The sequence below is a fragment of the Streptomyces sp. 135 genome (assembly GCF_020026305.1).
GTDB lineage: Bacteria > Actinomycetota > Actinomycetes > Streptomycetales > Streptomycetaceae > Streptomyces.
This window is the reverse complement of sequence record NZ_CP075691.1, coordinates 3,816,847-3,838,751: the sequence shown is the minus strand read 5'-3', so window position 1 is coordinate 3,838,751 and position 21,905 is coordinate 3,816,847. Positions and strand designations below refer to the sequence as shown.

Annotated in this window: 19 protein-coding genes and 2 pseudogenes; 9 read left to right on the top strand and 12 right to left on the bottom strand. The window is 73.4% G+C overall.

Annotated elements, in window-relative coordinates; all coding sequences use genetic code 11:
* Positions 1-133 precede the first annotated feature (133 nt).
* Together KKZ08_RS17170 and KKZ08_RS17165 are read right to left on the bottom strand one after the other, a co-directional pair.
* Positions 134-1,123: an aldo/keto reductase gene (locus tag KKZ08_RS17170; protein WP_223775297.1), complete on the bottom strand. Its 990-nt coding sequence runs from the start codon at positions 1,121-1,123 to the stop codon at positions 134-136.
* Between the two features lie 201 nt (positions 1,124-1,324).
* Positions 1,325-1,834: a MarR family winged helix-turn-helix transcriptional regulator gene (locus KKZ08_RS17165; protein WP_223775296.1), complete on the bottom strand. Its 510-nt coding sequence runs from the start codon at positions 1,832-1,834 to the stop codon at positions 1,325-1,327.
* Positions 1,835-1,858: 24 nt separating this feature from the next.
* Between KKZ08_RS17165 and KKZ08_RS17160 the strand changes: the two genes are divergently transcribed.
* Positions 1,859-2,377, top strand: coding sequence for a carboxymuconolactone decarboxylase family protein (locus KKZ08_RS17160; RefSeq protein ID WP_223775295.1), 519 nt, complete (start codon positions 1,859-1,861; stop codon positions 2,375-2,377).
* Between the two features lie 28 nt (positions 2,378-2,405).
* On the opposite strand, the pseudogene KKZ08_RS17155 reads toward KKZ08_RS17160, so the two are convergent.
* Positions 2,406-3,299: pseudogene (locus KKZ08_RS17155) on the bottom strand (AraC family transcriptional regulator); the annotation flags it as partial.
* A 111-nt stretch (positions 3,300-3,410) separates the two neighbouring features.
* Here KKZ08_RS17155 and KKZ08_RS17150 point away from each other — a divergent pair.
* The gene (locus tag KKZ08_RS17150) at positions 3,411-4,301 is read left to right on the top strand and encodes an MBL fold metallo-hydrolase (RefSeq protein WP_223775294.1); all 891 of its coding nucleotides are present in this window, start codon (positions 3,411-3,413) and stop codon (positions 4,299-4,301) included.
* On the opposite strand, the gene KKZ08_RS17145 is transcribed toward KKZ08_RS17150, so the two are convergent.
* Positions 4,282-4,983, bottom strand: coding sequence for a GDSL-type esterase/lipase family protein (locus KKZ08_RS17145; RefSeq protein WP_223775293.1), 702 nt, complete (start codon positions 4,981-4,983; stop codon positions 4,282-4,284). The genes KKZ08_RS17150 and KKZ08_RS17145 overlap by 20 nt on opposite strands.
* 86 nt (positions 4,984-5,069) lie before the next feature.
* Between KKZ08_RS17145 and KKZ08_RS17140 the strand changes: the two genes are divergently transcribed.
* Positions 5,070-6,068, top strand: coding sequence for a WD40 repeat domain-containing protein (locus tag KKZ08_RS17140; protein ID WP_223775292.1), 999 nt, complete (start codon positions 5,070-5,072; stop codon positions 6,066-6,068).
* A 45-nt stretch (positions 6,069-6,113) separates the two neighbouring features.
* Here the strand turns inward: KKZ08_RS17140 and KKZ08_RS17135 are convergent, their stop codons facing one another.
* The gene (locus KKZ08_RS17135) at positions 6,114-6,881 is read right to left on the bottom strand and encodes a TetR/AcrR family transcriptional regulator (RefSeq protein ID WP_223775291.1); all 768 of its coding nucleotides are present in this window, start codon (positions 6,879-6,881) and stop codon (positions 6,114-6,116) included.
* A 124-nt stretch (positions 6,882-7,005) separates the two neighbouring features.
* Here KKZ08_RS17135 and KKZ08_RS17130 point away from each other — a divergent pair, with 124 nt between their 5' ends.
* Positions 7,006-8,043, top strand: coding sequence for an ATP-binding cassette domain-containing protein (locus KKZ08_RS17130; RefSeq protein ID WP_223775290.1), 1,038 nt, complete (start codon positions 7,006-7,008; stop codon positions 8,041-8,043).
* The gene (locus KKZ08_RS17125; protein WP_223775289.1) at positions 8,040-8,870 is read left to right on the top strand and encodes an ABC transporter permease; all 831 of its coding nucleotides are present in this window, start codon (positions 8,040-8,042) and stop codon (positions 8,868-8,870) included. The genes KKZ08_RS17130 and KKZ08_RS17125 overlap by 4 nt, the downstream gene beginning before the upstream one ends.
* A 74-nt stretch (positions 8,871-8,944) precedes the next feature.
* Here the strand turns inward: KKZ08_RS17125 and serC are convergent, their stop codons facing one another.
* Genes serC through KKZ08_RS17090 form a run of 7 tightly spaced genes read right to left on the bottom strand, consistent with a single transcriptional unit; the run spans position 8,945 to position 16,137 of the window.
* A complete protein-coding gene (gene serC / locus KKZ08_RS17120) occupies positions 8,945-10,063 on the bottom strand; it encodes a phosphoserine transaminase (RefSeq protein ID WP_223775288.1) in 1,119 nt (372 codons plus the stop codon).
* 17 nt (positions 10,064-10,080) lie between these two features.
* Positions 10,081-11,343: a cytochrome P450 gene (locus KKZ08_RS17115; protein ID WP_223775287.1), complete on the bottom strand. Its 1,263-nt coding sequence runs from the start codon at positions 11,341-11,343 to the stop codon at positions 10,081-10,083.
* A complete protein-coding gene (locus tag KKZ08_RS17110) occupies positions 11,340-12,602 on the bottom strand; it encodes a cytochrome P450 (RefSeq protein WP_223775286.1) in 1,263 nt (420 codons plus the stop codon). The genes KKZ08_RS17115 and KKZ08_RS17110 overlap by 4 nt, the downstream gene beginning before the upstream one ends.
* Positions 12,599-13,222 carry an ATP/GTP-binding protein gene (locus tag KKZ08_RS17105; protein WP_223775285.1) on the bottom strand — a complete coding sequence of 208 codons (624 nt, stop codon included), beginning with the start codon at positions 13,220-13,222 and terminating at the stop codon, positions 12,599-12,601. Before KKZ08_RS17105 ends, KKZ08_RS17110 begins: the two co-directional genes overlap by 4 nt.
* Positions 13,203-13,559 carry a DUF742 domain-containing protein gene (locus KKZ08_RS17100; RefSeq protein WP_223779089.1) on the bottom strand — a complete coding sequence of 119 codons (357 nt, stop codon included), beginning with the start codon at positions 13,557-13,559 and terminating at the stop codon, positions 13,203-13,205. The genes KKZ08_RS17105 and KKZ08_RS17100 overlap by 20 nt, the downstream gene beginning before the upstream one ends.
* A gap of 2 nt (positions 13,560-13,561) precedes the next feature.
* On the bottom strand, positions 13,562-14,014 hold the full coding sequence (locus KKZ08_RS17095; protein ID WP_223775284.1) for a roadblock/LC7 domain-containing protein: 453 nt from the start codon (positions 14,012-14,014) through the stop codon (positions 13,562-13,564).
* Positions 14,011-16,137, bottom strand: a complete 2,127-nt coding sequence (locus KKZ08_RS17090; RefSeq protein WP_223775283.1) for an ATP-binding protein — start codon at positions 16,135-16,137, stop codon at positions 14,011-14,013. The genes KKZ08_RS17095 and KKZ08_RS17090 overlap by 4 nt, the downstream gene beginning before the upstream one ends.
* A 189-nt stretch (positions 16,138-16,326) precedes the next feature.
* Between KKZ08_RS17090 and KKZ08_RS17085 the strand changes: the two are divergent.
* The 4 genes and pseudogenes from KKZ08_RS17085 to KKZ08_RS17070 all read left to right on the top strand — a co-directional run bounded on the left by KKZ08_RS17085 (position 16,327) and on the right by KKZ08_RS17070 (position 21,835).
* A pseudogene (locus KKZ08_RS17085) lies at positions 16,327-19,247 on the top strand (FAD-binding and (Fe-S)-binding domain-containing protein).
* A gap of 90 nt (positions 19,248-19,337) precedes the next feature.
* Entirely contained in the window at positions 19,338-20,390 is a 1,053-nt protein-coding gene (locus tag KKZ08_RS17080; RefSeq protein ID WP_346657883.1) for an SPFH domain-containing protein, read from the top strand.
* Between the two features lie 85 nt (positions 20,391-20,475).
* Positions 20,476-21,486: an EamA family transporter gene (locus tag KKZ08_RS17075; RefSeq protein WP_223775282.1), complete on the top strand. Its 1,011-nt coding sequence runs from the start codon at positions 20,476-20,478 to the stop codon at positions 21,484-21,486.
* Between the two features lies 1 nt (position 21,487).
* Positions 21,488-21,835, top strand: a complete 348-nt coding sequence (locus KKZ08_RS17070) for a hypothetical protein (RefSeq protein ID WP_223775281.1) — start codon at positions 21,488-21,490, stop codon at positions 21,833-21,835.
* Positions 21,836-21,905 lie beyond the last annotated feature (70 nt).

Genomic DNA, 21,905 nt, shown 5'->3' with positions numbered 1-21,905 from the left:
CGACGGTGTGGACCCGAAGACCAGGAACCGGATCATGGCCGGTGTGCTCGTGATGATGTTCGTCGTGGTGGCGGTGGCGGCCGCGTTCGGCGGCTAGCCGGACGCGACCGCCCCGCGTACCCCTCAGGGGCCGCTACCAGGCGAAGGACTCCGGTGACGGACCCGGCCCGGGGAAGATCTCGTCCAGCGAGTCGAGCAGCTCCCGCGGCAGCTCCAGCTCGACGGCGCGCAGCGCGGAGGCGAGCTGCTCGGCGGTGCGCGGGCCGACGATCGGCGCGGTGACCCCGGGCCGCGTCAGCAGCCAGGCGAGCGCGACCTCGCCGGGCTCCAGGCCGTGCTTGTCGACCAGGTCCTCGTACGCCTGGACCTGCGCGCGCACCTCCGGCTTGGCCAGCTCGGCGGCGGCCCGTCCACCGCTGCGGCGGGCCCCCTCCTGCTTCTTCAGCGCGCCGCCCAGCAGGCCGCCGTGCAGCGGCGACCAGGGGATGACGCCGACGCCGTACTCCTGGGCGGCCGGGAGCACCTCCATCTCGGCGTCGCGCACGGCGAGGTTGTACAGGCACTGCTCGCTGACGAGGCCGAAGGTGCCGCGCCGGGCGGCGATCTCGTTGGCCTGGGCGATCTTGTAGCCGGGGAAGTTGGAGGACCCGGCGTAGAGGATCTTGCCCTGCTGGACCAGGACGTCGACGGCCTGCCAGATCTCCTCGAACGGCGTGTGCCGGTCGATGTGGTGGAACTGGTAGATGTCGATGTAGTCGGTCTGGAGCCGCCGCAGCGACCCCTCGACGGCGCGGCGGATGTTGAGCGCGGAGAGCCGGTCGTGGTTGGGCCAGACGGCCTCGCCGTCGGTGGTCATGGGCCCGTACACCTTGGTGGCCAGCACGACCTTGTCGCGCCGCTCGCCGCCCTGCGTGAACCAGGTGCCGATGATCTCTTCGGTGCGGCCCCTGCCCGCGCCCTGGCCGTACGTGTTGGCGGTGTCGAAGTAGTTGACGCCCGCGTCGAGCGCGGTGTCCATGAGCGAGTGGCTGTCGGGTTCGTTGGTGAACGGACCGAAGTTCATGGTGCCGAGCGTGAGCCGGCTGACCTTGAGCCCCGTGCGTCCCAGCTGCGTGTACTTCATGAGGCCCTAGCCAACGGGGTGGAGTGGGCTCCAGGCAAGAGGCAACTCGAACCATCGGTCCAAGTCCCACTCGTCGTCATCTTCGGCCATGGCGATCCTGTCGGTCTCTACGACGGTCATCGTGGCGCTCCTCCCCGGCCGCCCTCGGTCGAGTGCAGCCGCGCAGTACAACGATACGCACGGTGCCGAGGCCACGTCCGGTCACGAACCGCCCAGCCACCCCGCCGCGTCGAGGCGGAGCGCGTCCGGGGGGACGACCGTGCGCAGGCCGGACTCCAACTCGCCGAGCCGCCGGGCCCCGAGGGCCTGCGCCCACTCCGCCCGCAACTGGTCGAAGACCACCGCCGAGCGGCGCAGCGCGTCGAGGCCGTGCGGGGTGAGGCGGATCAGCTTGCGGCGGGCGTCGGCGGGGTCGCCGGTGCGGGCCGCGTAGCCGAGGGCGACGAGGCGGTCGACGGTCTTGCCCGCGGCCTGCTTGGAGACGCCGAGGCGGCGCCCGACCTCGCTGGCGGTGGCGCCCGCCGCGCCGATGGCCTGCATCGCGAAGCCGTGGGCGGGGCGGAGCTCGGGGTGGCCCTGGCGGGCGAGTTCGGCGTGGAGGCGGTCGATGAGGGTGCGGAAGCCGCCGAAGAGGAGGAGGGGCAGCTCGTACCCCCTGCCATTTCCCTTGTGCCGTTCGTCAACCTGGTTTACCTTCTCATCGTCAACCATGTTGTCGATAGTAGGGGGTACGCCATGTCCGTCAGGTTCACCGAGCACACCGTTCAGAGCGCGCCGGCCGCGTCCCGCCCCGCCATGGAGCGGGTGACGCAGGCCTTCGGGCAGCTGCCGGACGCCGTGGCGCGGCTCGCCGAGTCGCCGGAACTGCTCAACGGCTTCCTGGAGTTGAGCGCCGCCTTCGAACGTACGACGCTGGAGCCCGTGGCCCGCGAGGTCGTCATCATGACGGTCGCCGCCCGCAACGACTGCCACGTCTGCGTGGCCCTGCACACGGGGAAGCTGCGCAAGCTGGGCGCGGGACCGGAGCTGGTGGCGGCCCTGCGCGAGCAGCGGGAGCTGCCGGACGTGCGCCTCGAAGCGGTGCGGCAGTTCACGCTGGCCGTGCTGGCGACGGCGGGCGGCGTCGGTGACGAGGAGCTGAAGGCGTTCCTGTCCCAGGGCCACACCGAGCGCAACGCCCTCGAAGTCGTCCTCGGCATCGGTACGTACACGATGTCGACGCTGGCGAACCGGCTGACGGGGGCGGCGGCCTGATCGCCGGGCGGCCGTGCCGGGCCCGGTAGCGACCCGGGGTGAGCCCGAACTGCCGGGTGAACGCGTGGGAGAGGGCGTACGGGGAGCCGTAGCCCACCCTGCGGGCCACTGCCTCCAGGGGCGCCGTCGTGTCGCGCAGGAGCGCGGCCGCCCGGGACATGCGCCACCAGGTGAGGTACGTCATCGGGGCGCGGCCCACCAGGGCCGTGAAGCGGCGGGTGAGCGTGGCGCGGGAGACGCCGGTGCGGGAGGCCAGGGTGTCGTTGGTCCAGGGGGCCTCGGGGGAGGAGTGCAGGAGGCGCAGGGCCTCGGCGACCACCGGGTCGCCGAGCGCTGCGGGCCAGCCCCGGCCCGATGCGTGGTCCGCCGCCCAGGCCCGCACCATGTAGACGAGGAGCAGGTCGAGGAGGCCGGTGACCGCCACGTCCGCCCCGGGGCGCGCCGCGCCCGTCTCGCGGCCCAGCAGGCCGATCGCCGCCCGCAGCTCCGGATGGCGCCCGGCGCGCCGGGGCAGGTGCACGACCTCCGGGAGCTCCGCGAGCAGCGGGTGGGCGTGGCGGCGGTCGAAACGGTACTTGCCGCAGAGCAACTCCGCCGCCGGGCCAGGCTGTTCACCGCCCGGGTCCGGTGGCCGCCGCCACCGCTCGAAGGGCACCGCCCGTGCCACCGTGTCCGCGTCGGCCGATGAGTCCGCGAGGACGTGACCCGCGCCGCGCGGCAGCAGCACGGCGTCACCCGTGGCGAGCGTGAGCGGCACCCCGCCGTCGTCCGGCAGCAGCCGGCAGCCGCCCTCCAGGACCACGTGGAAGCCCACCCCGTCGTAGGCGGGCAGCCGGGTGCACCAGGAGCCCGCGGCCCTGACCCGGTGGGCGTCGGGCCGCCCGGTCCGCGCCGCCGCGATCGCGTCGCTCACTACGTCCATGGGAGGCAGCGTAGAGGGGCGGCGCAGCAGGGTGGCGGTGAGGCGTACGCGTATCCAGGTGAGCGCCAGGGGCATTGAGGCGCTCACTGCCCGCTCCCTACCGTCGAGCACATGGACGAACACACGGACAGCCCCCTCCTGTTGGGCGAGGTCGAGATCCGGCGCGTCATCGAGCTGGAGGCGCCCTTCCTCCCGCCCGCCGCGCTCGTGCCCGGCGTGCCCGAGGAGCTGTGGCACGCGCACCGCGACTGGCTCGCGCCCGACTTCTGGGACCCCGAGAGCGGCCGGGTCATGGCCGCCGTACAGACCTGGGTGCTCAGGAGTGAGGGGAAGACCGTCCTCGTCGACACCGGGGTCGGCAACGGCCGGGACCGGCCGGACGCGCCGCACTTCGCGCACCTCGACACCGGCTTCCTCGCCCGGCTGGCCGCCGCCGGGGTGCGCCCCGAGGACGTCGACATCGTCGTCAACACCCACCTGCACGGCGACCACGTCGGCTGGAACACCCGGGAGCAGGACGGCGACTGGGTGCCCACCTTCCCCAACGCCACCTACCTCATGCCGGCCGCCGACCACGCCCACGTCGGCCCCCGGGGCGCGGACGAGGAGAGCCGCGACCCGGTCTTCACGGACAGTGTCGCGCCGGTGGACCGCGCCGGGCGGACCTTGCTGTGGAGCGGCTTCCACCGCATCGACGCCCAGCTCACCCTGGAGGCCGCGCCCGGCCACACCCCCGGCTCGTCCGTCCTGCGCCTCGCCTCGGGCACCGACCGGGCCGTCTTCGTCGGCGACCTGCTGCACACCCCGGTGCAGGTCCTCGAACCCGACCACAGCAGCTGCCTGTGCGCGGACCCGCGGGAGGCCGCCGAGACCCGCGTGCGGATCCTCGGCCGGGCCGCGGACGAGCGGGAGCTGGTCGTCCCCGCGCACTTCCGCGGGGCCGGCGCGGCCCAAGTGCGCCGGGAGGGCGGTAAGTTCGCCGTCAGCCGATGGGCCGCATGAGCGCCGTGTAAGGGCCGCCGATACCCCACGCCTGCGCCATCGCGTCCGCGAAGGCCCCGGCCAGCTTGTGCTCGCCGCTCGCGTTCGGATGCGTACCGTCGTAGGTGTCGAGAGCGATGTCGTACGAGGGCGGGGGCGAGGCCAGGAGCAGCGGGGAGCGGCCCGTGTCCAGGTCGGCGACCGTCTTCGCGAGGAGTTCGTTGAAGCGGTCGACCTCGGCGGCGAACGGCGCGTCCGACGCGGCCCGGATGTTCGGTATCACCGGCAGGAGCACCATGCGGATCCGCGGATTCGCCGTGCGGGCCCGCGCGATGAACTCCCGGACGTTGCCGGCCGTCTGCTCCGCGTTCGTGTAGAAGCCGAGGTCTATCAGGCCCAGCGAGACCAGCAGGACGTCGGCGGGGTCGCGGGTCAGCGCGTCCGCGACGCGCGGCGCCATGTGCAGCCAGCCCTCGCCCCAGCCCGCGAGGTGGTGGCGGGGGAAGTCCGGGTCCGCGCCGGCGTAGTCGTGGGAGAGGGGCGCGCCCGCCGCCTGGTCGTAGAGGGTGCTGCGAGGCCCCACCACGGCGAAGCCCCCGTCGCCGAGGGTCTCGCGCAGGTGCTGCCACATCCGGTAGCGCCAGGTGTGTTCCCCGGCGCTCCCTATCGTCATCGAGTCGCCGACGAACATGAACCTCAGCATCCGCACATCATGGCCGATCACCCCCGCCACCTGCGATGTGAGGCTCAGCACGCCCCGCCCGCCGCGCGGATGGCACGCTTGGGCCCATGCGTTCGCCTCGGTCTCTTCCTCCCGTCCTCGCCGGTGCCGTGCTGCTCCTCGTCGCCGGGGGGTCCCTCACGACCGCCTCGGCCGACGGCCACGACGGGTTCACCGTCAAGGACCCGCGGATCGTCGAGTCCAGCGGCCTGGCCGCCTCCCGCGCCCACCCGCGCGTCTACTGGACGCACAACGACCAGGACAAGGGTGCCTATCTGTACGCGGTCGACTCCAGGACCGGCAAGACGGTCGCCACCGTCACCATGAGCGGGGTCGGCGCGCCCCGTGACGTGGAGGCGATCTCGGTGGGCGCCGACGGCAACCTCTACGTCGGCGACATCGGCGACAACCTCGGCGGCACCTGGCCGAACGTGTGGATCTACAAGCTGCCCGAGCCGAAGACGCTGAAGGACCAGACCGTGCGCGCCACGCAGTACGTCGTGAAGTACGCCGACGGGGCGCGGGACGCGGAGGCGCTGATGGTGCATCCGAAGACCGGGCGGATCTACATCGCCGACAAGAAGGAGGAGGGCGGCAGCCTCTACGAAGGGCCCGCCGAGATGTCCGCCTCCGGGACGAACGTCTTCAAGAAGATCGCCGACACCGACCTGTGGGTGACGGACGGCGCCTTCTCGCCCGACGGCGAACAGCTGGCCCTGCGCGGGTACTTCGGCGGGATCTCCTACGCCTGGAAGGGCGCGGGGAAGAAGCCCGAGCGGGAAGGGCGGCTGAGCGTGCCCTTCCAGCGGCAGGGCGAGTCGGTGACGTACACCCCGGACGGCACGACCCTGATGTACGGCACCGAGGGCGCGCAGAGCCAGGTCACGCCCGTGGAGGTGCGCGGCAAGGGCGGGGGCGGCTCCGGTCCGGCGTCGGGCGGCGGCGGTGGTTCGGACGGCTCCCCGGGGAGCGGGGGCCTCGACGGCGGACTCAAGACCGGGGCGATCGTGGCCGGGGCGGTGCTGCTCGTCTTCTTCGGGCTGAAGCGGCTGACGCGCAGGCGCTGAGAGGCAGGAGCCTTCCGGGTCACGCGTCCCGGTCACGCGTCCCGGTCACGTGTCCTGTTCGCGCCGGGCGACCATGACGTCCAGGCCGTCCAGGAGGCGCTGCAGACCGAACTCGAAGTGGTCGAAGTCCGTGCCGAACGCGTCGTGGGAGAGCGTCGCGAGCGTGGGGTAGCGGCCGCTGCGCATGGCGCGGTCGAGGGTCGGCGTCTGCGCCTCCCAGAACGCCTGGTCCGACAGGCCGGTCGTCTGCGCCGCCTCCATCTCGTGCACCTGGGTGCGGGCGGCGCCGGTGACGTAGCCCTCCACCATCACGATGACGCCGATCAGTTCGGGGTCGGTCAGGCCCATCGTCCTGATCCGTGACAGGGTCCGGTCCAGGCCGCCGACCGCGCCGGGGCCGAGCACCGGACGGGCCTGGTTGACGTGGAGCAGCCAGGGGTGGCGGCGGTAGCGGACGAGGGTCTCGCGTGCGTACGTCTCGACGCCCTCGCGCCACCCGCCCGTCCAGGGGGCGTCCTCCTCCGGCGGCGCGTAGACGCGGTCCAGCATCAGGTCGAGGAGGACGCCCTTGCCGGGGACGTAGCGGTACAGGGACATCGTGCCCGTCCCCAGCTCCGTGGCGAGCCTGCGCATCGAGACCGCCGCGATCCCCTCGGCGTCCGCGAGGCGCACCGCCTCGGTGACGATCCGGTCCAGGGTGAGGGCCGGCTTGGGGCCGCGCGTGGGGCGCGCGGCCTCGTCCCAGAGAAGCTCCAGGCTCCGTGAGATGTCGCTGCCGGTGCGCCGGTCGTCGCCGCCGTTCGTGCTCGTCATGTACTCACCCTAATCGCCCCGGCAAAAATTGGGTACGGTGTACCCACGAGAACTGGGTACGGTGTACTCTCAACTGAGTACGGCGTACCCAGAAGCGGGGCGCCGCAGGACCGGAGGGCGGGCGATGAACAGGGACAGGAACGGAAACGGGAACGGAAACAGGAACGGCTTCGCGGTGCGGGCCGAAGGGCTCCAGAAGCGGTACGGGGACAAGTACGCCCTGGACGGCTTCGATCTCCACGTCGAGCAGGGCACCGTGCACGGCCTGCTCGGCCCCAACGGCGCGGGCAAGACCACCGCCGTGCGGATCCTCTCCACCCTCGTACGGCTCGACGGCGGCCGCGCCGAGGTGGCCGGCGCCGACGTGGTGCGCGAACCCGCGTCGGTCCGTGCCCGCATCGGCCTCACCGGCCAGTACGCCGCGGTCGACGAGATCCTGACCGGCCGGCAGAACCTGGAGATGTTCGGCCGCCTCTTCCACCTCGGCGCCCGCCGCGCCGCGCTGCGCGCCGAAGAACTCCTGGAGCAGTTCCACCTCCAGGACGCGGCGGAGAAGGGCGCGGGCCAGTACAGCGGCGGCATGCGGCGCAGGCTCGACCTCGCCGCCTCGATGATCCTGGCGCCCGCCGTGCTCTTCCTGGACGAGCCGACCACCGGGCTCGACCCGCGCAGCCGCCTCGAAGTGTGGGACACCGTGCGGGAGTTGGTCGCGGGCGGCACGACCGTGCTGCTCACCACGCAGTATCTGGAGGAGGCCGACCGACTCGCCTCCCGCGTCACCGTCATCGACCGGGGCCGGGCCATCGCCGACGACACCCCCGACGGCCTGAAGAACACCGTGGGCGGCAGCCACCTCGACGTCGTCGTGCGCGAGGCCGCCGACCTGCCCGCCGCCGTGCGGGCCGTCGCCCGGGTCTGTGCCGGCGAACCGCTCGTCGTCGCCGTGGAACGCCGCGTGCAGGCCGCCGTGACCGACCGCGTCGCCGCCCTCACGGACGTGGCGCGCACCCTCCAGGACCAAGGCGTCGCCGTCGAGGACATCGGCCTGCGCAGGCCGAGCCTGGACGAGGTGTTCCTGCGCCTGACCGGTCAGCCCTCCGAGGCCGCCGAGACCGCCGCCACCGCGGCGCCCACCCACCTGGAGAAGGAGGTCGCGGCATGAGCGTCGCCCTCACCGCCGACACCTCGCACGGCCGGCTCTTCTGGGCCTTCGCCGACTGTGCGAACGTCACCCGGCGCTACCTCACGCACTTCCTGCGCCAGCCCGTCACCATCGCCTGGCAACTGGGCTTCCCCATCATCTCCGTACTCCTCTACGGCTTCGTCTTCGGCGAGGCCATGAAGGTGCCCGGCGGCGGGGACGACGGCGACTACAAGCAGTTCCTGATGCCCGGCATGTTCGTGATGACCATGGCCTTCGGCTTCATGAACACCGCCATGGCCGTCGTCACGGACGCCTCCAAGGGTGTCATCGACCGCTTCCGCTCCATGCCGATGGCCCCCTCGGCGGTCGCGTCCGGGCGCGGCGCCGCCGACCTCGTCGTGGCCTGCGCGGAGCTGGCCATCCTCGCGCTGACCGCGCTTGCCATCGGCTGGCGCTCCAGCGCCGGGTTCCTCGACACCGCGCTCGCCTTCGGGCTGCTGCTGTTCCTGCGGTTCAGCCTGATCTGGGTGGGGGTCTTTCTCGGCCTCGTCGTGCCGACCCCGGAGGCGGCGGGCGGCCTCTACGCGGTGGCCTTCCCGCTCACGATGATCTCCAGCGTCTTCGTGGCGCCGTCCCTGATGCCGGGCTGGCTGGCGCCGGTCGCCGCGTGGAACCCGGTCTCGTCGACGGGCACCGCCACGCGGGAGCTGTTCGGCAACCCGGGCGCGGGAGGCTCCACCTGGGTCGAGCAGCATGCCGTACTGATGGCCGTGGTGTGGCCGGTGGTGATCTCGCTGGTCTTCCTGCCGCTGGCGGTACGGAAGTTCAAGCAGCTGAGCCGGTAAGGGGCGCCCCCCGTCAGGGGCGCGGGGAACTGCGCGACCAGCCACAGCCCACCCGCACCCGAAGAACCGACGCGCTACAGCTTCTCGATCACGTAATCAACGCACTGGGTCAGCGCAGCGACATCCGCCGGGTCGATCGCCGGGAACATCGCAACCCGCAACTGATTCCGCCCCAGCTTCCGGTACGGCTCCGTGTCCACGATGCCGTTCGCACGCAGCGCCTTCGCCACCGCCGCCGCGTCGATCTCGTCCGCGAAGTCGATCGTGCCGATGACCTGCGAACGCTTGGCCGGGTCCGTGACGAACGGCGTCGCGTACTTGGACTCCTCCGCCCAGCCGTACAGCGTGCGGGAGGACTCGGCGGTGCGGCCGGTGGTGAACCGCAGGCCGCCCTGGGAGTTCATCCACTCCAGCTGCTCACCGAGCAGGAAGAGCGTCGCGAGCGCCGGGGTGTTGTACGTCTGGTTCTTGCGGGAGTTGTCGATCGCCGTCGGCAGGCTGAAGAACTCCGGTACGTGCCGACCGGACGCGTGGATCCGCTCGGCGCGCTCGATCGCCGCCGGGGAGAACACCCCGATCCACAGGCCGCCGTCCGAGGCGAACGACTTCTGCGGGGCGAAGTAGTAGACGTCCGTCTCGGCGATGTCGACCGGCAGGCCGCCCGCGCCGGACGTGGCGTCCACCAGGACCAGGGAGCCCTCGTCGGCGCCCGCGACGCGCTTGATGGGCGCCGCGACGCCGGTCGACGTCTCGTTGTGCGTGAAGGCGTACACGTCGACGCCCGCCTCCGCGGCGGGGTCCGGGTGCGTGCCCGGGTCGCTCGTGATCACGGACGGCTCGGCCAGCCACGGGGCGAGCTTCGCCGCCTTCGCGAACTTGGAGGAGAACTCGCCGAAGCTCAGGTGCTGCGACTTGTTCTCGATCAGTCCGTGCGTCGCCACGTCCCAGAAGGCGGTCGAGCCGCCGTTGCCCAGGATGACCTCGTACCCCTCGGGGAGGGAGAAGAGGTCCTTGACGCCCTCACGCACCCGGCCCACGAGGTTCTTGACCGGGGCCTGGCGGTGGGACGTGCCGAGCAGGGAGGTGCCGGTGGCGGCCAGGGCGTCCAGCGCCTCCGTCCGCACCTTGGAGGGGCCCGCGCCGAAACGTCCGTCGGCGGGCTTCATGTCAGCGGGAATCCGGATCTCAGCCACGGGGCGAGCCTAGCGGCTCAGGGCACGGGGAGTCCCTCGGTGTCCGCCGGGTGAGATTCGCTTCTCAGCCGCACCGGCAGCTCGTACAGGTCGTTCTGGGTCACCACCGGCTTGTTGCGCAGCTCCGAGCGCGGGACCGCCAGGGTCAGGTCGGGGAAGCGTTCGTACAGGGCCGGGAGCGCCACGCCCGCCTCCAGGCGCGAGAGCGCCGCTCCGGGGCAGACGTGCGGGCCGTGGCCGAAGGAGATGTGGCGGGTGGCGGACGCGCGGGTGACGTCGAACTCGGCCGCCGTGGGGCCGTGGGCCTTCTCGTCCCGGCCGATCGCGCCGTACGAGACGATCAGCGCGTCCCCGGCGGGGATCACCTTGTCGCCGACGGGTACGTCCTCGGCGGCGAAGCGGATCAGGACGTGCGAGGTCGGCGTCGAGTGGCGCAGCGTCTCCTCCACCACCGCGTCCCAGCCGACCTGCCCCGCGCGGACGAGTGCGAGCTGCTCGGGGTGCGTGGAGAGGTTGACGACGGCGTTGACGATGAGGGAGATCGTCGTCTCGTGGCCCGCCGCGACCATCAGCTGGAGCGTGGAGACGATCTCCTCGTCGGTGAGGCGGTCGCCGTCCTCGGAGGCCGCGATCAGCGCGCTGGTCAGGTCGTCGCCCGGCTCCGCGCGGCGGGCCGCCACGGTCCTGGACATCATCGCGGCCAGCTCGCCGAGCGTCGCCACGACCTCCTCCGGCGGCGTCTGCGTGGAGAAGAACTTCTCGAACAGGACCTTCAGCCGCGGGTGGTCGGCCTCGTCGATGCCCATCAGGTCGCTGATGACGTACATGGGCAGGGGATAGGCGAACGCGGCCTTCAGGTCGACCTCTTCGGCGTCCGAGACGGCAAGTCTGTCCAGCAGGCCGTCCGTCAGCTCCGTGATGCGCTCCCGCATGCGCTCCACGCGGCGCGGCGTCAGCGCCTGCGCGACCAGCGACCGCAGCCGGCGGTGCTCCTCGCCGTCGACCGTCAGCATGGAACGGCCCGGGTTGGCGAGGCCGATCAGCGGCCAGTCGGCGGGTATCTCGCCGCGCCGCCAGGCGCCCCAGACCTCGATGTCCTTCACCAGCCGCCTGTCGGTGAGGAGTTGCCGGGCCTCCGCGTGGTGCGTGACCGCCCACACCGGCACACCTCCCGGCAGCTCCGCCTCGACGAGCGGTCCCGCCGCGAGCAGCCGGGCGCTCTCACCGTCCAGGTCGGTGACGAACGGGTCCAGGGCGATTCTGGCGGGGTTGTCGGTCACTTGAGGTCTCCAAACGCTGAGGCCGGGGTCGGGTTGAAGATCACTGGCAGTTCGGTGAGGCCGCGCAGCCACGGCGACGGGCGGCGGCTCAGGTCCCGCGCGGGCACCGCCAGATCGAGGTCGGGCAGCCGGTCCAGGAGCACCTCGATGCCGGTCCGCGCGACGACCTCGGCGACCTCCTGGGCGGGGAAGGGGCAGCGGTGCTCGCCGTGGCCGAAGGCGAAGTGGGCGCTGTTGCCGCCGGTCAGGGCGGAGCCGTCGGTGCGCACCTGCGGGTCGGCGTTGGCGGCGCCGAGGCCGAGCAGCAGCAGGTCACCGGCGTGCACGCGGCGGCCGCCGAGCTGTGTGTCGCGCGAGGCCCAGCGGCCCGCGACGTTCTGGGTGGGGGTGTCCTCCCACAGGACCTCGTTCATGGCCTCGGCGACGCTGTGCCGGCCACCGAAGAGGGAGGCGGCGAAGCGGTCGTCGGTGAGCATCAGCCGCAGCGAGTTGCCGATCCAGTCGGCGGTCGGCTGGTGACCGGCGGCCATCATCACCATCAGGTCCTGCGCGATCTCCTCGTCGCTGAACCCGTCCGCGCCGTCCGTGAGCTGTGTCCGCAGCATGTACGAGGCCACGTCCTCGCCCGGTGCCTCGTGCTTGTCGGCGATGAGCCGTGCCATCGACGACGCGAGGTGCTGCTGGCCCGCAAGCGCCCGCTCACGGCCGTCGATCATGTCGTTCATGGCGGTGACCAGGGCGGGGCCCTGCTCGTCCGGGAAGCCGTAGATGCGGGCCAGGACCCGCACCGGCAGCAGCATCGCGTACTCGGCGATCAGGTCGGCGGCGCCCTTGCCGCAGAACCGGTCGATCAGCTCGTCCGCGAACTTCTCGGCGTGCGCCTTCAGCTCGAACGGGTCGACGGCCTCCAGCGCCTGCGCGATCATCGCGGCCCGCCGGGTGTGCCGCTCGCCCACGGTGTAGAGGATCGACGGCTGCTTGTGGCCGATCATCGGGAGCAGCGGCCAGTCCGCGGGGATGTTCGGCCACTGGTTCCACAGCTCGGAGTCGCGGCTGAACAGCACCGGGTCGGCGGTGACCTGGTGCAGCTCGCGGTAGCCGAGCACCAGCCAGGCCGGCACGTCGCCGTCGAGCAGCACGGGCGCCACGGGCCCGTGGTCGCGGCGCATCTCCCGGTAGAGCTGGGCGGGTTCGGTGGCGAAGCGGGGGCCGGAGAGCGGGACGGGACCGGGTGCGGCGCCGGTCACGGGGCAGGTCACTGGGCGTACTCCTGAGGGGCGTTCAGCTGAGCGACGTACAACGTCTTGAGGTGTTCCACGAGCGTGATCAGTACGTCCTTGCTGGACTGCCGGGAGCGCGCGTCGCAGTCGACGAGCGGCACCCCGGGGTCGAGGTCGAGCGCCTCGCGCACCTGCTCGGGGGTGTACGCGGGCCCGCCGAAGTCGTTGCGGGCCACGATGAACGGCGTGCCGTGGTGCTCCAGGCGGTCGATCGCGTACCAGGAGTCCGACAGGCGCCGGGTGTCGACGAGGACGACCGCGCCGAGGGTCCCGGCGAAGAGGCGGTCCCACAGGAACCAGAAGCGTTCCTGGCCGGGGGCGCCGAAGAGGTACAGGACGTTGCGGGCGTCGAGCGTGATGCGCCCGAAGTCGAAGGCGACCGTGGTGGACGTCTTGGCGCCGAGCCCGGCCAGGCCGCCGGTCTCGTCGATGCCCTTGCCGGCCTGCGTCATCGTCTCCTCGGTGTTGAGGGGACGGATCTCGCTGACGGAGCGGACCAGCGTCGTCTTGCCGACGCCGAAGCCGCCGACCACGACGATCTTCAGGCCGTTGTCGGCGGTTGCGGTCAGCTCCCGGCGTTCAGAGGTTGCGGAGTCCAACGAGCACCTGCTCCAGGAGTTCGGAATCGGGAAGGCTGTGGGCGGGGCCCGAGCGGGGGTGGCGGGCGCTGATCCGGCCCGCGTCCAGCAGGTCGGAGAGCAGGATGCGGGTGATGCTCACGGGCAGGCCGAGTTCGGCGGCGATCTCCACGACCGCCGTCGGCAGGCGGCACATCCGCAGGATCGCGGCGTGCTCGGACTGCATGCCGGGCATCGGGCCGGACTCGGCGACGATGAGGGTCACCAGGTCGAAGGGGGCGTCGGGCGCCGACCGGCTGCGTCCGCCGGTGAGGGTGTACAGCCGGTCGGGGGAGTCGTCCCGGCCGGGGCGGCCCACGCTCATGCGGTGGGCCGGCTGCCGGGGCCGCCGCCCGCGCGGGGCGCGGCGCGCAGATGCTCGCCGAGCTGCTCGACCAGCTCGCTCATCGTGTGGCCCACCAGGCCCGCGTCGGCGTCCTCGTCGGCGATGAGCGCGAGGTGCGCGCCCTCGCCGGCCTCGACGATGAAGAGGATGCCGCCGTAGAACTCGGCCATCGCCGAGCGCACCCCGCCGGTGCCGTCGCCGAACTCGGCGGACGCGCCGTGCGACAGCGACTGGATGCCGGCGGCTATCGCGGCGAGCTGGTCGGCCTGGTCGACGGAGAGCTCCGGGGTGCGGCACAGTTTCAGGCCGTCCCGGGAGAGCACGAGGGCGTGCCGGGCGCCGGGGGTGCGCTCCAGGAGGCCTTCGAGGAGCCAGGTCAGCTTGGCGTCGGTGGTGGTGCCGGGGGCCGGGGAAGCGGTCGTGGTCATCGGGGGGTGTCGCCTTCCGGGTGCTCGGGGGGTGCGGGGTCGGCCGTCGGAGCGGGGCGGACGGCCTGGCGGAAGCTGCTGAAGCGGGCCGCCGTGGTGGCGGCGTCCGCGGGGCGCGGCCGCGGGTGCTCCCCTGTGTCGCTGCCGGTACGGGCCCGCTCGGCGGCGGCGAGAGTACGGCCGCGGGGGCGCTTGGGGAGCGGAATGGTTTCGGTGGGGGTGTCCAGGGCGGTGCCCTCGGCGGGGGTGTGCGGGGCGGTGCCCTCGGCGGGAGTGTGCGGGGCGGGGGTGCCCTCGGCCGCGGACTCGTGGGTGGGGACGGGGTCGCGGTCCACGCGGTCGAGGCCGGGGTCCGGGGTGTGGGTGTGGGTGTGGGGGTAGGCGGGCTGGGGCTCGGGGTGGGTTTGCTGCGGTTGCGGCTGCGGCTGCGCGGGTTGCGGCTGGGGCGTGGCTGTCGGCTGGGCCGCCGGGGCTGGGGCCGCGGGCTGGGCCGGGGCGCCCACCGTGGGTGTGGGGCTGTCAGGGGTGTGGGCCGGGGGCTGAGCCGAGGGTGCCGGCTGGGCCACGGGCTGGGGTGTGGCTGTGGGCTGGGCCGGAGCCGGAGCCGGAGCCGGAGCCGGAGCCGGAGCCGGGGCCGCGTGCCGGGCCGGGGTCAGGGCCGCGGGGCCGGTGGAGGCTGCGGGCCCGGTGGAAACCGCGGGCTCGGTGGAATCCGCGGGGCCGGTGGAATCCGCGGGGCCGGTCAGAGCTGCGGGCCCGGTGGAGGTCGCGGGCGCGGTCGGGGCTGCGGGCTCGGTGGAATCCGCAGGCCCGGTCAGAGCCGCAGGCCCGCTGGAACCCGCAGGCCCGGTCAGGCCCGCAGGGCCCGGCAGAGCCGCCGGGCGGGCCGGCGGGGTCGGTAGGGACGAAGACGGGCTCGGCGTCGGGTCCGAGGGGCGGGAGAGGAGTTCCTGCGGGATGAGCAGGAGGACGCCCGTGCCGCCGCGCGCCGAGGGGCGGAACGACACCGTCAGGTTGTACTTGCGGGCCAGCCTGCCGACCACCGCGAGGCCGAGCCGGGTGCCGGACAGGCCGCCGAGGCCCGTCGCCTCGCCGGACACGGCCCGCTCGGCGCGGCGCAGCTGCACCGGTCCCATCACCAGGCCGCTGTCCTCGACGGAGACGATGACGCCGGCCGCCACCTCCTCGATGTACACGTGCACTTCGGAGGTCGGCGGCGAGAAGTTCGCGGCGTTGTCGAGCAGTTCGGCCAGGGCGTGCATGACGCCCTCGGCGGCGTGGCCCGCCACCGCGACCTCGCTGGCGGAGTGGATCCGTACGCGCTGGTATCCGCCGATGCGGCCCATCGCGCCGCGCAGGATCGACTCCATGACGATCGGCTTGGCCCAGCGGCGGCCGGAGCGGGCGCCGGTGAGCACCGCCACCGAGTCGGCGATGCGGCCGGCCTGCGCGGTCCTGTGGTCCAGGTGGAGGAGGTCGGTGAGGACGTCCTCGTCCGCGTGCCGGCCCTCCATCTCCCGCAGGTCGGCGAGGGTGCCGGTGGCCAGGGCCTGCATCCGCCCCGCCGCGTTGGCGCACGCGGCAAGCGCGGCGGCCCGCTCGGACTCGGCGGTGCGCAGCCGCGCCGTCAGCTCGGTCCGTACGCGCGTGTGCTCGGCGGTGAGCTCCTCCTGGACCCGGGCGTTCTCCGCGGCCAGTTCCGCCTTGACGCGGCTGTTCTCGGCGGCCAGCTCGGTCCGTACGCGGGTGTGCTCGGCGGTGAGGTCGGCCACCTCACGGGCGTGCGCGGCGGTGAGACGGGCGTGCTCCTGCCCGAACTCGGCTGCTCTGCGCGCCAGTTCCTGCTGGAGGCTGCCCGTCTCCTGGCGCGCGGCGGCAAGGTGGCGCCGGGCCAGGGACAGCGCCCGCAGGGCGTGGAAGGCGACGGTCACCGCGACGCTGAACGCGAGCGCCGCGGCGCCCGCCCCCCAGGCCAGGGGGGTCCGCGCGGACGCGGGCGCGAGGGCGGCGGCCGTACCGGCGAGCACCGCGGTGACGAGGGCACAGGCCAGCAGGACGAACGCGGAGGGACGCAGCGGAGGGCGCTCCGTCCCGGGGCGCGCTATGGGGGTTGGCGCGGTCATCAATCGGGGTCCTCGATCGGAAGCGACACACTCTGCTCGAACGTGCTCGGGCTTGTCTCAAGCTCTGCTCAAGTTGTGGTCACTATAGGAGAGTTGGTGCCCATGGTGGGAATGTTCCCTTCCGGATCCTGATATTTCGGGTGCGGCGGGGTGGCCCCAGGGGGTGCGCGCGGGGGCATTCTGAGCCGTATGAGCGATCTCCGCAGTGACTCCGGCAGTGACCCCGGCGGCCTGGAGCGGGACCTGCGCGCGGCCGTGCGCGGCGCGGTGGACCTCTCCGTGACCGCGCGGGCCCTGCACACCATGGACGCCTCCAACTACCGCCGGGTGCCCGCCGCGGTGGTCGCCCCGCACGACGCCGACGACGTGGCGGCGGCACTCGACGTCTGCCGGCGGCGGGGCGTGCCGGTGGTGGCGCGCGGCGCGGGCACGTCGATCGCCGGGCAGGCGACGGGCGTCGGCGTCGTCCTCGACTTCACGCGGCGGATGAACCGGATCGTCTCCCTCGACCCCGAGGCGCGGACCGCCGTGGTCCAGCCGGGGGTGATCCTGGACGACCTGCGCGCGGCGGCGGCCCCGCACGGCCTGACGTTCGGCCCGGATCCGTCCACGCACAGCCGGTGCACGCTGGGCGGGATGATCGGCAACAACTCGTGCGGGTCGCACTCGGTGGCCTGGGGGACGACGGCCGACAACGTCCGCTCCCTGTCCGTCACCAGCGGCCGGGGCGACACCCTCCGCCTCGGGCAGGGCTGGACCGGGGCCCCCGAAGGCCTGCGCCCCCTCGTCGACGACCACCTGGCCCTCCTGCGCACCGGCTACCCCGACCTGCCGCGCCGCATCTCCGGTTACGCCCTCGACGCCCTCCTCCCCGAACGCGGCCCCGACCTCGCCCGTGCCTTCTGCGGTTCGGAGGGCACCCTCGGCCTCCTCACCGAAGCCGCCGTACGGCTCGTCGAGGCGCCGCGCGCACGGGCGCTCGCCGTCCTCGGGTACGCCGACGAGAGCGCCGCAGCCGAAGCCGCCGCCGGCCTCCTGCCCTACGGCCCCCTGACCGTCGAGGGCATGGCGGCCGACCTCGTCCGGGGCGCGGGCCCCCGGGAGGGCGTCCTGCCCAGGGGCGGCGCCTGGCTGTTCGTGGAGACAGGCGGCGAAACCCGTGCCGAGGCACGCGCGCGGGCCGAGACGATCGTGCGCGCCGCCGACGTCCTGGACGCCGTGGTCGTCGACGACCCGGCCGGGCAGCGCGCGCTGTGGCGCGTACGGGAGGACGCCAGCGGCACCGCCACGCGCATCGCCGACGACATCGGCGACGACATCGCCCACGGCGGCGGCGACGCGTCCGGGCGGGGCCGGGGCTTCGGTAAGGAGGCCTGGCCCGGCTGGGAGGACTGCGCCGTGCCCCCGGCCCGCCTCGGCGCCTACCTGCGCGACTTCCGGGCGCTGCTCGCCGAGCACGGCCTGCGCGGCACCCCGTACGGGCACTTCGGGGACGGCTGTATCCACGTACGCATCGACTTCGACCTGATCACCCCCGAAGGCGTGGCCCGCTTCCGCCGGTTCTCCGAGGAGCTGGCCGACGTCGTCGTCGCGCACGGCGGCTCGCTCTCCGGTGAGCACGGCGACGGGCAGGCCCGCGCCGAGCTGCTGCCGAAGATGTACGGGCCCGAACTCGTCGCTCTCTTCGCCCGTGTGAAGGACGTCTGGGACCCCGATGGCCTGCTCAACCCGGGCATGCTGGTGCGGCCCGCGCCCCTCGACACGAACCTGCGGTTCACGCCCCTGCCGCGCGAGCCCGTCGACGTCGCCTTCGGTTATCCCAATGACGGCGCCGACGGCGGCGACTTCGCCGCGGCGGTCAGGCGGTGCGTGGGCGTCGTGCCGTAACGAAGGAGCACTCCACGCGCGGCCGGGCGCGCCTGCTGCACGAGATGCTGGCGGGCGAGGTGGTGACGGACGGCTGGCGTTCGACGGAGGTCAGGGACGCGCTCGACCTCTGCCTGTCCTGCAAGGGCTGCCGCTCGGACTGCCCCGTGGGCGTCGACATGGCCACGTACAAGGCGGAGTTCCTGCATCACCACTACGAAGGGCGCCGCAGGCCCGCCGCCCACTACGCGATGGGGTGGCTGCCGCGCTGGCTGCGGTTGGTCGCCGCCACGCGCACGGCCCCGGCCCTCAACGCCCTCGCGCGGATCGGCGCGTTGGCGGCGCTCGGCAAGCGGCTCGGCGGGATCGCGCCGGAGCGGTCGATTCCGCCGGTGGCGCCGCGCACGCTGCGGCAGTGGTGGCGCGGCAGGCCGAGGGACGGGAGGCGCCCCGCGTCGGTCGTGCTCTGGCCCGACACCTTCACCGACCACCTCTCGCCCTCCGTGGGGCGCGCCGCGGTACGGGTCCTGGAGGACGCCGGGCTGACCGTCGCGCTGCCGCCGGGAGGTGTGTGCTGCGGGCTGACGTACGTCTCGACGGGGCAGCTCGACCGGGCGCGCGCGGTGCTGCGCGCCACCCTGGACCGCGTGGCCCCGCTCTTGGCGGCCGGTACACCGGTGGTCGTCCTGGAACCGAGTTGCGCGGCGGCCCTCAGGACGGACCTGGTCGAGCTGCTGGGCGACGATCCGCGCGCGCACCGCCTCGCCGCGTCCGTGCGGACCTTCGCGCAGGCCCTCGAAGAACTGGCGCCGAGGTGGCGGCCGCCGCACGTCGGACGCCCGGCGGTCGGCCAGACGCACTGCCACCAGCACGCGGTCCTCGGTGACGCGGCGGAACGGCGGCTGCGGGCGAGGGCGGGCATCGAGGGCGAGCTGAGCGGCGGCTGCTGCGGGCTCGCCGGGAACTTCGGGTTCGAGCAGGGGCATTACGAGGTGTCCGTGACCTGCGCGGAGGAGCAGCTGCTGCCCTCGGTGCGCCGGGCGCCGGACGACGCGGTGGTCCTGGCCGACAGTTTCTCCTGCCGGACCCAGCTGGGGCAGCTGGCGGGGGTGCGGGGGCGGCACCTGGCGGAGGTCCTCGCGGGGGCGCTGGAGCGGACCGGCCGGGACGAAAGTCCCGGACAGAAGGGTCTTTCGCGAGTGGGGCGGAACGTCCTATTCCGGAAGGATCGGAACGGTTCTTGATCATCTGTCGGGGAGTCGGTCAGCCTGAAGTCTGGTGTGCCGCCTGATCGGAAAGCCGGCCCTGTCGAAGGGCGAGTTCCCCAGCTGGTCGTGCGCAACCGCCGCGACTCCGTCCCCATGGACCCGCTCTTCCGCGGCGAGACCACCGAACCGGCGAAGAGCGAGGGACGCGGGACCGGACCCGGCCGGGCGCCGGACCGGCGCCCGCCCCTCGCGCCCCCACGCCCCGACCGCGACCTCGTCGAACGCCGCGGCCCCGCCTGCTCCGGCTGGTGGGCGCTGCTCGTGGCGGTCCTCGCGCTCACCGGTGCGGCCTGGCTGACCTGGTCCGGCGGCCTCCTCCCCGTACGGCTGACGGAGTACCTGCGGCTGCCCGTACGTACGCGGCAGGGGCTCGCCGCCTGGCGGTGGGCGGCCGTCGGCGGCTGCGGGGTCCTCGTCCTCCTCGCGCTCGGCGGGGTCAGCCGGGGGCGGGCCGGCAGCGCGTGGGTCCTGTCCCTCTTCGGACGGTACCGGGGGAGCGTGCGGCGCACCGGACTCGTGTGGATCAGTCCGCTGATGCCGCGGCGCCGCGTCGACGTACGGCTGCGGCACTGGCGCAGCGAGCCGATGGCGGCGGTCGACGCGCACGGCGTGGAGCTGCGCGTGGTCGTCCTCGTGGTGTGGCAGGTCAAGGACACCGCACGAGCGCTTCTCGCGGTCGACGACCACACCGCGTACCTGCGCGAGCAGGTGGAGGCGGTGACGGCGCGCGTGATGTCCCGGCTGCCCGCCGACTCCTTCCGTGAGCCCGCCGACGACGTGCCGACGCTGCGGGACGCCGAGGCCGTCGGCGACACGCTGACCAGGGCCCTGGCGGCGGAGTGCAGGGCGGTCGGCGTCGAGGTGTTCTCGGCGCGGCCCACGCGCGTGGAGTACGCGCCCGAGGTGGCCGCCGCGATGCGGCGCCGCCAGATCGCCGCCATCGACGCCGAGCACCGGGACAGCGTGCTGACCTCGGTCCTGGACGCCGTGGACGACACCGTCCGCAGGCTCACCGAACGGGGGCTCGTCACGCTCGACGACTACGAACGCAAGGCCCTGGTCAAGGACTTGACGGTGGCCTTCTACACAGCGCGGGGGAACGCCGTCGACACCCACTGAGCCGTACGAGGGCTGGTCCACTACCTTGTACGGTGGAGTCCAGCAAACTGGACTCGGAACGACCAGCGTCAGGAAAGGCTCAGGCGTGAACGTCTCGCGCAGCGATCAGGCGGCACCGGCGGCTGCCCCCGGAGTGGCCCCCGTGGTGGCCCAGCAGCCGGAGGTCGCGGGCGCCGAGGCCGCCGCCGCGCCCGCAAGCGGGCTCCGCGCCCGGCTCGGGCCGGTCGGGCTCGTCCTCGCGGGCGGGATCTCCGTGCAGTTCGGCGGCGCGGTCGCCGTGAGCGTGATGCCGCGCGTCGGAGCGCTCGGCATCGTGACGCTGCGGCTCGCCTTCGCCGCGCTCGTGCTGCTCGCCGTGTGCCGGCCGAAGCTGCGGGGGCATTCGCGGGCCGACTGGGGCACGGTGGTCGCCTTCGGCGTGGTCATGGCCGGCATGAACGGCCTCTTCTACCAGTCCGTCGCCCGCATCCCCATGGGCCCCGCCGTCACCCTGGAAGTCCTCGGACCGCTCGCGCTCTCCGTCATCGCCTCGCGCCGCGCGGTGAACCTCATCTGGGCCGGGCTGGCCCTCTGCGGCGTCTTCCTGCTGGGCGGCGGGGGCGGCTTCAGCGGCCTCGACCCGGCCGGTGTCGCCTACGCGCTCGGCGCGGGCGCGATGTGGGCCGCGTACATCGTCTTCAGCGCGCGCACCGGACGGCGCTTCCCGCAGGCCGACGGGCTGGCGCTCGCGATGGTGGTCGCGGCGGTGGTGTTCCTGCCGCTCGGGATCGTGGAGTCGGGGGCGAAGCTCGTCGAACCGGGCACGCTGGCGCTGGGCGCGGTGGTCGCCGTCATGTCGTCCGTGCTGCCGTACACCCTCGAACTCCTCGCGCTGCGGCGCCTTCCCGCGCACACCTTCGCGATCCTGATGAGCCTGGAGCCGGCCATCGCCTCCGTCGCCGGATTCCTCGTCCTCAGCCAGGCCCTGACGATCGCAGAGGCGCTGGCGATCTCCCTGGTCATCGCGGCGAGCATGGGCGCGGTGCGGACGCAGGTGGGCCGGGGCGGGGGCCGCAAGCGCGCGGACGCCGAGGCCGCGCGGAAGACGGAGGGCTGAGATGACCGCCGGCCTGCCCGGGGAGGGGCCCGGAGCGTTCAAGGAGATGCGCGACGCCCTCGCGCTGATGGCGGCCGCGCACATGGACAGGCCCTTCCCGCCCGGCGCCCGCGGCCGGGATGTCGCGGGCCAGGACCTGGTGCTGCTCGACGCGGACGCCTACGCCTACTCGGCCAACGTCCTCAAGGGCCCCCTCCCCGACCGGCAGTACGCGGACTTCACGCGACTGGTGGCGGTGTTCGACGCGGTCCTCCCGGCGCTCGACGATCCGTACGCCGCCGGGTACTACGCCCGGCTGCGCGACATGGCCGTCCTGGCCCTGGAGGTCGAAACCCTGCGGCGGAAGTAGGGGCCTTCGGAGGCCCGTGCAGGACAGGCACACCCGATCGATAAACCATGCAAGCACGCTTGCTTGTTTT